A 14,334-nucleotide genomic window follows, 5' to 3' on the forward strand; every position below is an offset into this window, starting at 1 on the left:
GGCCTCGGCTGAGGGTCGAGGAGACGGGATCAGAAGATGCCCGGGATCACCTCCTCCGTGGTGCTCGAGAAGTTGGCCTCCTTGGCCTCGTAGTAGGCGGTCCACGCGTCCGTGGCCCAGATCTCGGCGCGGTCGCCGACGCCGATGACCGTCAGGTCGCGCTCGAGGCCCGCGTACTCGCGCAGCGACGTGGGGATCGTGATGCGGTGCTGGCTGTCGGGCGACTCGCTCGAGGCGCCGGAGAGGAACAGGCGCAGGAAGTCGCGCGCCCCGGCGCTCGTGAGCGGCGCCTGGCGGATGCGCTCGTGCACCTTCTGGAACTCCACGGCGGAGAAGACGTAGATGCAGCGCTCCTGGCCGCGCGTGAGGACGATGCCCGACTCGAGGTCCTGCCGGAACTTCGCCGGGAGGATCACGCGGCCCTTGTCGTCGAGCTTCGGGGCGTAGGTGCCGAGGAACACTGCGCCCCCTCTCCATCCGGCCAGTGGTTGGGACGTGCGTCCTGCACGTCCCTCCACCGTACTCCACTTTCATCCACCTGATGATGAGATTCGCACACATTCGTGCCGAGTTCCCAGGAATGGCGGGGTGGAGCGGGGTGGAGGGATTTCGGCTCCCAGTGCGCATGCGAACGCCCCGAGCCGCACGACGGCGGCTCGGGGCGGTGACGGTGGAGGGAGGTGGAGGGCCGAGGGCCCTGGGCACGAACGACGAAGGCCGGCCCCGTGGGGCCGGCCTTCGAGAGCTGGTGGAGCCGGGTGGAGGCTCGAGGCGCGCTACTGCTGCTGCCGCTTGTCCCACTCCGCGCTGAGGCGATCCATGAGCGACGAGCGACCCTTCGCCTTCGGCGCGGCGCCGCCCTTCGGCGATGCGCCGGAGCCCTGCTCGTCGACCTCCGCCGGGCGCGACGCCGTCAGCGCGACCATCGCGCCGCCGACCGCGAGGCCGAAGCCCGCGACACCGACGAGGGCGAACTGCACGACGACGCCGACGACCACGACCGCGAGGCCCGCCGCGACGAGCGCGATGCCGAGCGCCACGCGCGTGTAGTTGACGGTGCGAGGACCCGAGGGCGTCGACACGATGTCGGCCTCGTGCTTGTAGAGATTGCGCTCCATCTCGTCGAGAAGGCGCTGCTCCTGCTCGCTCAGTGGCATGTGATCCCCCCAGGGTTCCCGGACGTGTCAGTGTACGCCCTGGGACTGTCACTAGGCTATGGATGTGTCGCCCGGCTCCCGCTTCTCCACCGCGGTCGACGTCCGCATCCGCGACTTCCTCGCCGAGCGACGTGCGGCGGCCGCTGCCATCTCCGGCGACCTCTCCCCCATCTTCGACGCGCTGGCCGCGCTGACCACGGGCGGCAAGCGCATGCGCGCCGGATTCCTGCACTGGGGATGGCATGCCGTGGCCGCCGCGAGGCCCCACGCGACGCACACGACGGGCAGCCCCTCGGACCCCGAGTGGGACGCGATCGTCTCGATGGCAGCGGCCGTCGAGGTCTTCCACGCCGCGGCGCTCGTGCACGACGACGTCATGGACTCCTCCGACACGCGCCGCGGCGCCCCGAGCGTGCACCGCAGGCTCGAGGCCGCGCATCGCGCCGCCGAGTGGAGCGGCCGCGCCGAGACGTTCGGCGTGAACGGCGCGATCCTCGTCGGCGACCTGCTGCTGGGATGGGCGGACGACCTCGCCCGCGCCGGCGCCGGCGCGCTGCCCGCCGAGCGGCAGGCCGCTGCGATGCAGGTCTTCTCGACCATGCGCGAGGAGGTCGGCTACGGCCAGTTCCTCGACGTGCTCGAGGAGTCCGCGTGGGTGCGCCAGGAGCCCCACACGCTGCTCGAGAGGGCCCACGCCGTCGCGGTCTACAAGTCCGCGAAGTACTCCGTCGAGGCGCCGCTCGTGCTCGGAGCGACGATGGCGGGCGGCAGCGCGCAGCAGGTCGAGGCGCTGTGCGGCTACGGCGTGCCCGTGGGCACCGCCTTCCAGATGCGCGACGACATCCTCGGCGTCTTCGGCGATCCCGCCGTCACGGGCAAGCCCGCGGGCGACGACCTGCGCGAGGGCAAGCGCACCGTGCTCGTCGAGCTCGCGCGCCGCGAGCTCGCGCCCGGTCCGCGTACGACGCTCGACGAGCTGCTCGGCGACCCGGACCTCGAGCCCGAGCAGATCCGGATGCTGCAGCGCACGATCGCGGAGGCCGGCGCGCTCGAGCGGCTCGAGGCGATGATCGAGCGCGCCGTCGGCGGCGCGCTCGAGGCCCTGCGCGACGCGGAGCTCTCGCGCGGCGCCGTGCTCGAGCTCGAGCGCCTGGCGGCCGCGGCAGCGAACCGCGACCGCTGAGCGTCGGGTCCTCGCGGGGTCCTACGCGGCCGGGTCTAGCCGAGCGCCTGCGCGACGCGGCGCACCTCGGCCTTGCGACCGGCGCGCAGCGCCTCGATGGGGCTCGTGCCGAGCGACGGCTCGTCGTCGAGCAGCCACGCCACGGCCTCGTCGTCGTCGAAGCCGAGGTCGCCGAGCAGCATGACGGTGCCGCGCAGCTCGCTCATCGGCGCGTCGTCGTCGTCGAGGAAGACCTCGGGCACGACGAGCACGCCCTCGCGCCTGGTGGCGGGCAGCGCGCGCTCCTCCACGAGGCGGCGGATGCGGGAGGGCGTGAGCCCCATGCGGTCGACGAGGTCGGGGATCGTGAGCCAGGCGGTGTCCACGGCACCAGTGTGCCCTGTCCTCCGCGTGCCCGCACGGCGCAGCGCCGAGCACGGCCTACGATCCTGACGTGCCTGCTGCTCCCCACGACGACCCGCTCTACGGGCGCCTCGTCGACGGCAGGTACCAGGTCGGCGAGCGCATCGCGCGCGGCGGCATGGCGACGGTCTACGTCGCCACCGACCTGCGGCTCGATCGGCGCATCGCCATCAAGGTCATGCATCCGCACCTCGCCGACGACGACCAGTTCCGCGAGCGGTTCATCCAGGAGGCGCGGCAGGCCGCGCGGCTCGCGCATCCGAACGTCGTGAACGTGCTCGACCAGGGCGAGGAGCCGGGGCTCGCGTACCTCGCGATGGAGCACGTGCCGTCCATCACGCTGCGCGACCTGCTGCTCGAGCGCGGCCGGCTGCGACCCGAGCAGTCCCTGCAGGTGCTCGAGGCGGTGCTCGCGGGGCTCGCCGCCGCGCACCGTGCCGGCATCGTGCACCGCGACATCAAGCCCGAGAACGTGCTGCTCGCCCACGACGGCCGCATCAAGATCGCCGACTTCGGCCTCGCGCGCGCCGCGACCGCGAACACCGCGACCGGCAAGGCGCTGCTGGGCACGATCGCGTACCTCTCCCCCGAGCTCGTCACGCGCGGCGTCGCCGACGCGCGCAGCGACATCTACGCCGTCGGGATCATGCTGTTCGAGATGCTCACGGGCAAGCAGCCCTACACGGGCGAGCAGCCGCTGCAGATCGCGTATCAGCACGCGCACGAGCAGGTGCCCTCGCCCTCGTCGCTCGAGCCGTCCGTGCCGCGCGAGCTCGACCTGCTCGTGCACTGGGCGACGCATCGCGACCCGAACCTGCGGCCCGCCGACGCGAGCGAGATGCTCGACGAGGTGCAGCGCATCCGCGCTGGCGAGCGCTCCGGCACGAGCGCGCACACGCGCATGCTCCCGGTCACGGCGGCGGCGCCGTCGGACGCCGCGACCGCGATCGTGGACGCCCCGGCCGCGACCCCACCTCGGCGCGGCGGGCTCGGCACGGGCGACCTGCCTGCGCTCGACACCGGCGACGTGCCGCCCGCGGCACGCGCGCTGCAGCGCAAGGCCGTGGCTCGACGGCGCAGGGGCTTCGTGCTGCTCGCGCTCGTGCTCGTCCTCGCGCTGCTCGCGGCGGGGGCCGGCTGGTGGTTCAACGACGGCCCGGGCGGTCGCACGACCGTGCCGGAGATCGCGCAGGGCACGAGCGAGGTGGATGCGCGCGCCGCGCTCGAGGAGGCGGGTCTCGTCGTCGCCGACGAGGTCCAGCGCGAGCACAGCCCCGACGTGCTCGTCGACACGCTCATCCGCACGGATCCGGGTCCGGGCGCCGAGCTCCAGCGCGGGGGCGTCGTCACGCTCGTGCTGTCGCTCGGCGTCGAGATGCTGCCCGCCCCGCAGCTCGCGGGCGTCGCGGAGCAGGACGCCGCGGCCACGCTCGAGGCTGCCGGCTTCGTGGCGACGTCGACGATCGACGTCTTCTCGGACCAGCCCTCCGGCACGGTCGTCGCCGCATGGGCCGACGGCGGCGCCGACGCGTCGACGCAGGAGACGTGGCCGCGCGGCACGGCGTTCCATCCCGTCGTCTCGCGCGGTCCGCAGCCGAGCCTCGTCGGCCTCGACCAGGCGAACGCGCAGATGGTGCTGCAGGCCGTGGGCCTCACGCTCGGCGCCGTGTCGACGGAGCCGAGCCGCGAGGTCGCGGAAGGGCAGATCATCCGCGCGAGCTACCCCGACGGCGCGCAGTACGGGTCGGGTGCCCCCGTCGCGATCGTCGTCTCGAGCGGGCCCCCGCAGGTGCAGATCCCCGCCGACATCCTCGAGCGCAGCATCCCGGACGCCGTCGCGGCGCTCGAGGCGCTCGGATTCGACGTGTCGCTCGACACGAACGTGCCGGGACCGCTGCAGGGCGTCGCGCGACCGACGGCCGTGAGCCCCGAGCCGGGCGCGACGGTCGACGAGGGCTCGGCCGTCACCGTCACGGCCCAGTACTGAGCCGGCGAGCGCCGACGCGACGAGGGCCGGCCCGCGATGCGGACCGGCCCTCGTGCCGTGGCTCGACGATCAGGAGATCGCGCGCAGCTCCTCCGCGACGAGGAAGGCGAGCTCGAGCGACTGCATGTGGTTGAGGCGCGGGTCGCACAGCGACTCGTAGCGGCTCTCGAGCGCGGCCTCGTCGATCTGCTCCGAGCCGCCGAGGCACTCGGTGACGTCGTCGCCCGTGAGCTCCACGTGCAGGCCGCCCGGGAAGGTGCCCGCGGCGCGATGCGCCTCGAAGAAGCCGCGCACCTCGTCGACGACGTCGTCGAAGCGCCGCGACTTGTAGCCGTTGCGCGTCGTGATGCCGTTGCCGTGCATCGGATCCGTGATCCACACGGGCGTCGACTCCAGTCCCTTCGACGCCTCGAGCAGCGCGGGCAGCGCGTCGCGGATGCGGCCGGCGCCCATGCGCGTGATGAAGGTGAGGCGGCCGGGCTCGCGGTCCGGGTCGAGCCGGTCGACGAGCCGCTCCATGTCGTCGGGGGTCGTCGAGGGCCCGAGCTTCACGCCGATGGGGTTGCGCACGCGGGAGAAGAAGTCGACGTGCGCGCCGTCGATCTCGCGGGTGCGCTCGCCGATCCACTGGAAGTGGCTCGACGTGTCGTAGGCGAGGCCCGTGCGCGAGTCGACGCGCGTCATGGGGCGCTCGTAGTCGAGCAGCAGCCCCTCGTGGCCGGTGTAGAACTCGACGGCGCGCAGCTCGTCGAAGTTCGCGCCAGCGGCCTCCATGAACCGGATGGCCCGGTCGATCTCGCCGGCGAGCGCCTCGTAGCGCGCGTTGGCCGGATTCTTCGCGAAGCCCTTGTTCCACGAGTGCACCTCGCGCAGGTCGGCGAAGCCACCCTGGGTGAAGGCGCGCACGAGGTTCAGCGTCGATGCGGCCATGTGGTAGCCGCGCAGGATGCGCTGCGGGTCGGCCGCACGCGACTCGGGCGTGAACGGGTAGCCGTTCACGATGTCGCCGCGGTACGCCGGAAGCGTGACGCCCTCGCGCGTCTCGGTGTCGCTCGAGCGGGGCTTCGCGAACTGGCCCGCCATGCGGCCCATCTTCACGACGGGCATCGCGGCACCGTAGGTGAGCACGACCGCCATCTGCAGGATCGTCTTGACCCGATTGCGGATCTGGTCGGCCGTCGCTCCCGCGAACGTCTCGGCGCAGTCGCCGCCCTGCAGCACGAACGCGTGCCCCTGCGACGCGGCGGCGAGCCGGTCGCGCAGCATGTCGACCTCGCCGGCGAAGACGAGCGGCGGCAGCGTCGCGAGCTCCGCCCGCACGGCCTCGATGGCATCCGCATCCGGCCACGCGGGCTGCTGCTTCACGGGCAGCGAGCGATACGCGTCGAGCCCGGCGACGAGGGTGGGATCGGGGCTGATGGCTGCGGTGGTCACGAGGGTCGAGTCTACGCGCGCGGGGGTGCCGCGCGGCGACCGCGCCGCCTCAGGCGGAGGTGCTCGGCGCCGCCTCGGGGCGCCGCGCGTCGGCGCGCTTCGCCTTCGCGCTCGAGGCGTACACGTCGACGTACTCCTGGTCGCTCAGCCGCGCGAGGGCGTACATGATCTCGTCGGTCACCGACCGCAGCACGAAGCGGTCGGTGTCGAGGCCGTAGTAGCGCGAGAAGTCGAGCGGCTCGCCGAACACGATGCCGACGCGGCCGACCTTCGGCAGGATGCGCCCCGTGGGCATGATCTGCTCGGTGCCGATCATGACGCACGGCACGACGGGCACCTGGCCCTCGAGCACCATGCGGGCGACGCCCGTGCGGCCGCGGTACAGCTTGCCGTCGGGGCTGCGCGTGCCCTCGGGGTAGATGCCGAGCACGTCGCCGCGCGCGAGGACCTTGAGGCCCGTGTTGAGGCTCGCCTCGCTCGCCTTGCCGCCGGAGCGGTCGATCGGCAGCTGTCCGGACGCCTCGAAGAACCAGCGCACGAGCCGCCCCTTCAGGCCGCGACCCGTGAAGTAGTCGGACTTCGCGAGGAAGAAGACGCGCCGACGGACGACGAGCGGCATGAGCACGGAGTCGATGAACGACAGGTGGTTGCCGGCGATGATGACGGGGCCCTTGGCGGGGATGTGCTCCATGCCCGTGATCCACGGCCGGAACACCGTGAGGATGTACGGGCCCACGATCCAGTGCTTCAGCAGCCAGTAGAACATCGGCGCACCACCCCCGGCGCACCACTCTAGCCACGGGCCTCCGCGGCGTGGGGCATGCCGCCGCCGCATCCTCCAGCCTCGCCCCGTAGGATCGTGACGAGCCCTCACGTACGGAGCCGAAGGAGCCACCGTGACCGACGCCGGCCAGATCCGACCCGTGCTCGTCGAGCGCGATCCGAATGCGAACACGTGCGACCTGCTGCGCGACCGCATGACGATCTCGCCCGACGCGCCCCTGTTCGCCGTGCCGGACGGCGCAGGATGGAAGGACGTCTCGACGCGCGAGTTCCACGCGCAGGTCGTGGCGCTCGCGAAGGGCCTCGTCGCGGCGGGCGTCGAGCCGGGCGACCGCATCGGCATCATGTCGCGCGTGCGCTACGAGTGGACGCTCATCGACTTCGCCGTCTGGTTCGCCGGCGCCATCCTCGTGCCCGTCTACGAGACGAGCGCGCCGAGCCAGATCCAGTGGATCCTCTCCGACTCCGGCGCGACGCGCATCATCGTCGAGACCGCGGAGATGCTCGCGCGGCTCGACGAGGTGCAGGGCGACCTCCCCGCGATCGGCGACGTGTGGCGCATCGACTCGGGCCACCTCGACGAGCTCGTCGCGAAGGGCGTCGACGTGCCCGACGAGGAGATCGAGCGTCGCAGCCGCATCGCGACCGCCGACACGATCGCGACGATCATCTACACCTCGGGATCGACGGGGCGCCCCAAGGGCGTCGTGCTCACGAACGCGAACTTCGTCGACCTCTCGCGCAATGCCGCCGTCGACCTCAAGGAGGTCGTCGCGCCCGGCGCCTCGACGCTGCTGTTCATCACGACGGCGCACGTCTTCGCGCGCTTCATCGCCGCGCTCGCCGTCACGGCCGGCGTCAAGGTCGGCCACCAGCCCGACACGAAGAGGCTCGTCGAGTCGATGACCTCCTTCTCCCCCACGTTCCTGCTCGCGGTGCCGCGCGTGTTCGAGAAGGTCTTCAACGTCTCGGAGCAGAAGGCCGAGGCCGGCGGCAAGGGCAAGATCTTCCGCAAGGCCGCCGAGGTCGCGGTCGCGCACTCGAAGGCCCTCGACGAGGGCAAGGTCCCGCTGGGCCTCGCGCTGCAGTTCCGCGTCTTCGACGCCCTGGTCTACAAGAAGCTGAAGGCCGCGCTCGGCGGCCGCGTGCGCTATGCCGTCTCGGGCTCGGCACCGCTGTCGACGTTCCTCGGCCACTTCTACCGCAGCCTCGGCATCCGCATCCTCGAGGGCTACGGCCTCACCGAGACGACGGCGCCCGCGACGGTCAACCGCCCCGACCGTTTCAAGATCGGCACCGTGGGCCCCGTGCTGCCCGGCAACGGCGTGCGCATCGGCGAGGGCGGCGAGGTGCAGGTCGCCGGCATCGCGGTGTTCAAGGAGTACTGGAACAACCCCGAGGCGACGGCCGAGTCCTTCGACGGCGAGTGGTTCAAGACCGGCGACATCGGCGAGCTCGATGCCGACGGCTACCTGCGGATCACGGGCCGCAAGAAGGAGATCATGGTGACGGCGGGCGGCAAGAACGTCTCGCCCACCGCGCTCGAGGACCCGATCCGGTCGAACCTCATCGTCGGCCAGGTCGTCGCGGTCGGCGACCAGCGGCCCTTCGTCGGCGCGCTCGTCACGCTCGACACCGAGATGCTGCCGACGTGGCTGAAGAACAACGGCCTCGACGAGTCGATGCGCGTCGAGGACGCCGTGCGGCACGAGGCCGTGATCGCCGAGGTCACGCGCGCCGTGCAGGCGGGCAACGCGCAGGTGTCGCGCGCCGAGGGCGTGCGGAAGTTCGCGATCCTGCCGGTGGACTTCACCGAGGCCGGCGGGCACCTGACGCCGAAGATGTCGATCAAGCGCCACAACATCGTGAAGGACTTCGCCGACGAGATCGACCGCCTGTACGCCGACGACGCCTACGGCGTCTCGGTGCCGTAGGCGCGCCGAACGCATCGACGACACGACGCCCCGGCCGACCGCGAGGTCGCCGGGGCGTTCGTGCGCGAACGGCTCAGAACCAGGCGGATGCGCGGATGTCGGCCATCGCCTGCGCGCGCGTCTCGCGCTCGAGCGTCTGCACGTACAGCCTGCCCTCGAGGTGCGCGCACTCGTGCTGCAGCATCTGCGCCATGAGGCCGGAGCCCTCGAGCACGACGCGACCGCCATCGAGGTCGACGCCTTCGACGCGCGCCCAGGGATGGCGCGGCGTCGGGTAGCCGAGGCCGGGCACCGACAGGCAGCCCTCGTCGACGAGCTCGACCTCGCCGCGCACCTCGACGAGCACGGGGTTCAGCACGTAGCCGACGTCGCCGTCGACGTTGTAGCTGAACGCCCTCGCGGCGACGCCGATCTGGCACGCGGCGACGCCCGCTCGGCCGGGCAGCCGCACGGTGTCCACGAGGTCCTCGACGAGCTGGCGCGTCGCGGGGTCGACTGGGTCGACGGGCACCCCCGGCGTGCGCAGCACGGGATCGCCGAAGACGCGGATGTCGCGGACGGTCATCGGTGGAGCTCCTTCTGGGCCTCGAGCGGTGTTCGCGCGGTCGTGCTTCGGTCGCGGTCGGTGGTCGCGCGAGCGCGGTCGGTCATCGGGACAGCGCCTTCTCAGCGTCGAGCAGGGCGTTCTCGATGACCTCGGTCAGTGCGGGATGCGGCCAGTAGAGGCTCCGCGCGAGGCCGTGCACCGTGCGGCCCTCGCTCGCGGCGAGCACGAGCGGCTGGATGAGGATCGCCGCCGAGGGGCCGATGACGTGGGCGCCGAGGATCGTGCCGTCGGCACCGACGACGAGGCGGGCGAACGACGACTCGTCCTCCATCGCCCATCCGTACGCGGTCGTGCCGAAGGCGCGGTCGACGACGACGGCGTCGGCGGGCGCGTCCTGCCCGCGGACGCCGAACGAGGCGACCTCGGGATGGCCGAAGATCGCCTGCGGGACCGGCGCGAGCACGTCCTCCATCGCCCCGCCCGCGAGGTTGTCGCGCACGACGCGCGCCTGGTGGTTCGCGACGTGCTTCAGCTGGTGCTCGCTCGTGACGTCGCCGAGGGCGTAGACGCCCTCGACGGGCTCGCCGCGCGCGAGCACGCGCATGCGCGCGTCCGTGACCAGGCGGCCGTCGTCGTGCGTGTCGAAGAGCGCGGACGCGCCGAGGGCGTCGGCGTTCGGGATGCGGCCGGTGGCGTTCAGCACGAGCCCCGTGTCGAGGACGGTGCCGTCGTCGAGCGTGACGCGCCTGCCGTCGCCGGCCGCCTCGACGGCCGTGACCGTGCGGCCGCGCAGCACCGTCCAGCGATCCGCGGCGATGCGGGTGGCGAGCGCCGACACGGCCTCGTCCTCCGCGGACAGCACGCGCTCGCCCCGCAGCACGAGCGTGAGGTCGACGCCGAAGGCGCTGAGCACGTGCGCGAGCTCGACGGCGATCGCGCCGCCGCCGACGATGACGGCGCTCCGCGGGAGGATGGGCACGCGCATGACGGTGTCCGACGTGTGCACGAGCGCGGGGTCGACGCCGGGGATGTCGCGCGGCCTGCTGCCTGCGGCGATGACGAGCCGCTCGGCGCGGATTCGCTCACCCGACGCCGTCACGAGCGTCCTGGCGTCCTCGAGGTGCACGTGCTCGCGCACGACGTGCACGCCCTCCTGCCCCTCGCGCCACCGCTCGCTCGCGGCGGCGTTCGCGTCGATGCGTCCGAAGACGCGCTCCTGCACCGCGTGCCAGTCGCCCGTGGCGGTGCCGTGCACGCCGATGCGGGCGCCGTGGCGCACGGCCTCGACGACGTCGGCGGGATGCACGAGCATCTTCGTCGGGATGCAGCCGACGTTGAGGCACGTGCCGCCGAACCACGGCGCCGCGTCGACGATCGCGACGGCGCGACCCTTCCATTCCTTGCCGACGACGGCGTTGCCGCTGCCGGAGCCGACGATCGCGAGCTCGACCTCGATCATGCGATCACCGCGATGAGGTCACCCGCCTCGACGGCTCGCGTGCCCTGGATCGCGAGGCGCTGGACGGTGCCGGCGACCTGCGCCGTGATCGCCGCCTCCATCTTCATCGCCTCGATCGTCGCGACGGGCTGGCCGACGGCGACCGCGTCGCCCTCGGCGACCGTCACCGTGACGGCGCCCGCGAAGGGCGCGGCGACGTGCCCGGGCTGCGAGGCGTCGGCCTTCTCGGCCGCCGCCTTCTCGACCTTCACCGAGCGGTCGCGCACGTAGACGGGGCGCAGCTGGCCGTTCAGCACGGTCATGACGGTCACCATGCCGTCGTCGCCGGGCTTGCCGATCGCCTCGAGCGCGACGTTGAGCGTCACGCCGCGGCCGATGCCGACGCGGTGCTCCTCGCCGGGCTGCATGCCGTAGAGGAAGTCGATCGTGTCGACGACGGACAGGTCGCCGAACTCCTCGCGCGTCGCGTGGAAGTCCTTCGTCGGCCCGGGGAAGAGGAGCGCGTTGAGCGCCTGCTGGCGCTCCACGCCGGGCTCGGCGAGGGACGCCGCCTGCTCGTCGGTGAGCTCGGTGACGCCGACCTTCACGGTGCGCCCCTCGAGCACCTTCGTGCGGAACGGCTCGGGCCAGCCGCCCGGGAGGTCGCCGAGCTCGCCGGCCATGAAGCCGATGACGGAGTCGGGGATGTCGTACCGCTGCGGGTTCTGCTCGAAGTCCGCGGGGTCGACGTCCTGCGCGACGAGCTGCAGCGCCAGGTCGCCGACGACCTTCGACGACGGGGTGACCTTCGTGGGCCGGCCCAGCATCGTGCTCACCGCCGCGTACATGTCCTCGATGCGCTCGAAGTGGTCGGCGAGGCCGAGCGCGATCGCCTGCTGGCGCAGGTTCGACAGCTGCCCGCCGGGGATCTCGTGCCGGTAGACGCGGCCGGTGGGGCCGGGCAGGCCCGACTCGAACGGCCGGTACAGGCGGCGCACGGCCTCCCAGTAGGGCTCGAGGTCGCCGACGGCCTGCAGGTCGAGGCCCGTGTCGCGCTCGGTGTGGGCGACGGCCGCGACGAGCGCCGACATGGGCGGCTGGCTCGTCGTGCCCGCCATCGCGGCCGAGGCGACGTCGACGGCGTCGACGCCCGCGGCCGACGCGGCGAGGAGCGTCGCGAGCTGCCCGCCCGCCGTGTCGTGCGTGTGCAGGTGCACGGGCAGCTCGAACTCGCGGCGCAGCGCCGTGACGAGCTGCGACGCGGCCCCGGCGCGCAGCAGGCCCGCCATGTCCTTGATCGCGAGGATGTGGGCGCCGGCGTCGACGATGCGCTCGGCGAGCCGGAGGTAGTAGTCGAGCGTGTAGAGGTCCTCGGCCGGGTCGAGCAGGTCGCCCGAGTAGCACAGCGCCACCTCGGCGACCGTCGAGCCGGTCTCGAGCACCGCGTCGATCGCGGGCCGCATCTGGTCGACGTCGTTGAGCGCGTCGAAGATGCGGAAGACGTCGATGCCCGTGCGCGCGGCCTCGTCGACGAACGCCGTCGTCACCGCGGTCGGGTACGGCGTGTAGCCGACGGTGTTGCGACCGCGCAGCAGCATCTGGATGGGCAGGTTCGGCATCGCCTCGCGCAGCGCTGCGAGGCGCTCCCACGGGTCCTCGCCGAGGAAGCGCAGCGCGACGTCGTACGTCGCGCCGCCCCACGCCTCGACGGAGAGCAGCTGCGGCGTGAGCCGCGCGACGTGCGGCGCGACTGCGACGAGGTCGGCCGTGCGCACGCGCGTGGCGAGCAGCGACTGATGGGCGTCGCGGAAGGTCGTGTCCGTCACGGCGAGGGCCGTCTGGTCGCGCAGCGCCTTCGAGAAGGCCACGGGCCCGAGCGTCTGCAGCCGCTGGCGCGCGCCGTCGGGTGCGGGCGCGTCGAGGTCGATGCTCGGCAGCTTGAGCGACGGCTGGATGACCCCGTCGGCCGAGCCGTTGGGCTTGTTGACCGTGACGTCGGCGAGCCAGGACAGCACCTTCGACGCGCGGTCGCGCGAGGGCGTGATGCGCGTGAGCTCGGGGTGCTCCTCGATGAAGTGCGTCGACACGTCGCCGGCGCGGAACTGCGGCTCGTCGAGCAGGTTGAGCAGGAACGGGATGTTGGTCGCGACGCCGCGGATCCGGAACTCGCTCACGGCGCGGTGCGAGCGGGCGATGGCGGAGGCGAGGTCGCGACCGCGGCACGTGACCTTCGCGAGCATCGAGTCGAAGTGCGGGCTGATCTCCGCGCCCGGGTTGATGGTGCCGCCGTCGAGGCGGACGCCGGCGCCGCCGGGCGAGCGGTACGCCGTGATGCGGCCCGTGTCGGGGCGGAACCCGTCGGCCGGGTCCTCCGTCGTGACGCGGCACTGCACCGCGAAGCCGTGCATGGCGATGGCGTCCTGCGTGAGGCCGAGCTCCGCGAGCGTCTCCCCCGCTGCGATGCGGATCTGCGACTGCACGAGGTCGACGTCGGTGATCTCCTCCGTCACGGTGTGCTCGACCTGGATGCGCGGGTTCATCTCGATGAACACGTGCTCGCCCGCGCGGTCGCCGGCGGTGTCGAGGAGGAACTCGACGGTGCCCGCGTTCACGTAGTGGATCGAGCGGGCGAAGGCGACGGCGTCGCGGTAGAGCTCGGCGCGCTTCTCCTCGGAGAGGTTCGGGGCGGGCGCGAGCTCGACGACCTTCTGGTGGCGGCGCTGCACCGAGCAGTCGCGCTCGAACAGGTGCACCGTCTCGCCGGTCGCGTCGGCCAGGATCTGCACCTCGATGTGGCGGGGGCGCACGACCGCCTGCTCGATGAACATCGTGGGGTCGCCGAACGCCGAGTCGGCCTCGCGCATCGCCTGCTCGAGGGCGCCGCGCAGCTCCTCGCGCGTCTGCACGAGCCGCATGCCGCGGCCGCCGCCGCCCGCGACGGCCTTGCAGAAGACGGGGAAGCCGATCTCGTCGGCGCCGGCGAGCAGCTCGTCGAGGTCCTTCGACGCGGGCGTCGAGCGCAGCACGGGCACGCCGGCCGCGATGGCCTGCTCCTTCGCGGTGACCTTGTTGCCCGCCGAGGCGAGCACGGAGGCGGGCGGGCCGACGAACGTGATGCCGGCCTCGGCCGCCGCGGTCGCGAGGCGGGGGTTCTCGGACAGGAAGCCGTAGCCGGGGTAGATGGCGTCGGCGCCGGCCTCCTTGGCGACGCGCACGATGTCATCGACGTCGAGGTAGGCGCGCACGGGGTGCCCCGGCTCGCCCACCTGGTAGGCCTCGTCCGCCTTCTGGCAGTGGAGGGAGTTCCGATCCTCGTGCGCGTAGATCGCGACGGTCGCGATGCCCAGCTCGTTCGCCGCCCGGAAGGCCCGGATGGCGATCTCTCCACGGTTCGCGACGAGGATCTTGCGGAACATGGGTCTCCCAAGGGATCGTTCGGATGGGGCCTGCCAGCGCGTGATCCCACCGT

11 protein-coding genes are annotated in these 14,334 nt (G+C 72.6%); 3 read left to right on the top strand and 8 right to left on the bottom strand.

Going from position 1 to position 14,334, the window contains the following annotated elements; translation table 11 throughout:
- Positions 1-29 precede the first annotated feature (29 nt).
- Entirely contained in the window at positions 30-461 is a 432-nt protein-coding gene (gene mraZ / locus C1N71_RS08780; RefSeq protein WP_137756047.1) for a division/cell wall cluster transcriptional repressor MraZ, read from the bottom strand.
- Between the two features lie 315 nt (positions 462-776).
- On the bottom strand, positions 777-1,157 hold the full coding sequence (locus C1N71_RS08785; protein WP_137756048.1) for a DUF3040 domain-containing protein: 381 nt from the start codon (positions 1,155-1,157) through the stop codon (positions 777-779).
- Between the two features lie 58 nt (positions 1,158-1,215).
- Between C1N71_RS08785 and C1N71_RS08790 the strand changes: the two genes are divergently transcribed.
- Positions 1,216-2,340, top strand: coding sequence for a polyprenyl synthetase family protein (locus C1N71_RS08790; RefSeq protein WP_137756049.1), 1,125 nt, complete (start codon positions 1,216-1,218; stop codon positions 2,338-2,340).
- 35 nt (positions 2,341-2,375) lie between these two features.
- Here the strand turns inward: C1N71_RS08790 and C1N71_RS08795 are convergent, their stop codons facing one another.
- On the bottom strand, positions 2,376-2,663 hold the full coding sequence (locus tag C1N71_RS08795; RefSeq protein WP_137757278.1) for an Rv2175c family DNA-binding protein: 288 nt from the start codon (positions 2,661-2,663) through the stop codon (positions 2,376-2,378).
- 110 nt (positions 2,664-2,773) lie between these two features.
- On the opposite strand from C1N71_RS08795, the gene pknB reads away from it, so the two are divergent.
- Complete coding sequence (gene pknB, locus C1N71_RS08800) at positions 2,774-4,729, top strand: Stk1 family PASTA domain-containing Ser/Thr kinase (RefSeq protein WP_254677957.1); 1,956 nt, start codon at positions 2,774-2,776, stop codon at positions 4,727-4,729.
- A 69-nt stretch (positions 4,730-4,798) separates the two neighbouring features.
- Here pknB and C1N71_RS08805 read toward each other — a convergent pair whose 3' ends face one another.
- Positions 4,799-6,163 (bottom strand): class II 3-deoxy-7-phosphoheptulonate synthase, encoded by a 1,365-nt coding sequence (locus tag C1N71_RS08805; protein ID WP_175414167.1) that lies wholly within the window; start codon positions 6,161-6,163, stop codon positions 4,799-4,801.
- 49 nt (positions 6,164-6,212) lie between these two features.
- Positions 6,213-6,929 (bottom strand): lysophospholipid acyltransferase family protein, encoded by a 717-nt coding sequence (locus C1N71_RS08810; protein WP_137756050.1) that lies wholly within the window; start codon positions 6,927-6,929, stop codon positions 6,213-6,215.
- A gap of 130 nt (positions 6,930-7,059) precedes the next feature.
- Here C1N71_RS08810 and C1N71_RS08815 point away from each other — a divergent pair, with 130 nt between their 5' ends.
- Positions 7,060-8,880 carry an AMP-dependent synthetase/ligase gene (locus C1N71_RS08815; RefSeq protein ID WP_254677958.1) on the top strand — a complete coding sequence of 607 codons (1,821 nt, stop codon included), beginning with the start codon at positions 7,060-7,062 and terminating at the stop codon, positions 8,878-8,880.
- Positions 8,881-8,953: 73 nt separating this feature from the next.
- Here the strand turns inward: C1N71_RS08815 and C1N71_RS08820 are convergent, their stop codons facing one another.
- From C1N71_RS08820 to C1N71_RS08830, 3 genes are all read right to left on the bottom strand, one after another.
- Positions 8,954-9,445, bottom strand: a complete 492-nt coding sequence (locus C1N71_RS08820) for a peptide deformylase (RefSeq protein ID WP_137756051.1) — start codon at positions 9,443-9,445, stop codon at positions 8,954-8,956.
- Positions 9,446-9,527: 82 nt separating this feature from the next.
- Positions 9,528-10,886, bottom strand: a complete 1,359-nt coding sequence (locus C1N71_RS08825; RefSeq protein WP_137756052.1) for an FAD-dependent oxidoreductase — start codon at positions 10,884-10,886, stop codon at positions 9,528-9,530.
- Positions 10,883-14,281 (bottom strand): pyruvate carboxylase, encoded by a 3,399-nt coding sequence (locus C1N71_RS08830; protein ID WP_137756053.1) that lies wholly within the window; start codon positions 14,279-14,281, stop codon positions 10,883-10,885. The genes C1N71_RS08825 and C1N71_RS08830 overlap by 4 nt, the downstream gene beginning before the upstream one ends.
- Positions 14,282-14,334: the final 53 nt, after the last annotated feature.

It is taken from the genome of Agrococcus sp. SGAir0287, from assembly GCF_005484985.1.
Classification (GTDB): Bacteria; Actinomycetota; Actinomycetes; order Actinomycetales; family Microbacteriaceae; genus Agrococcus.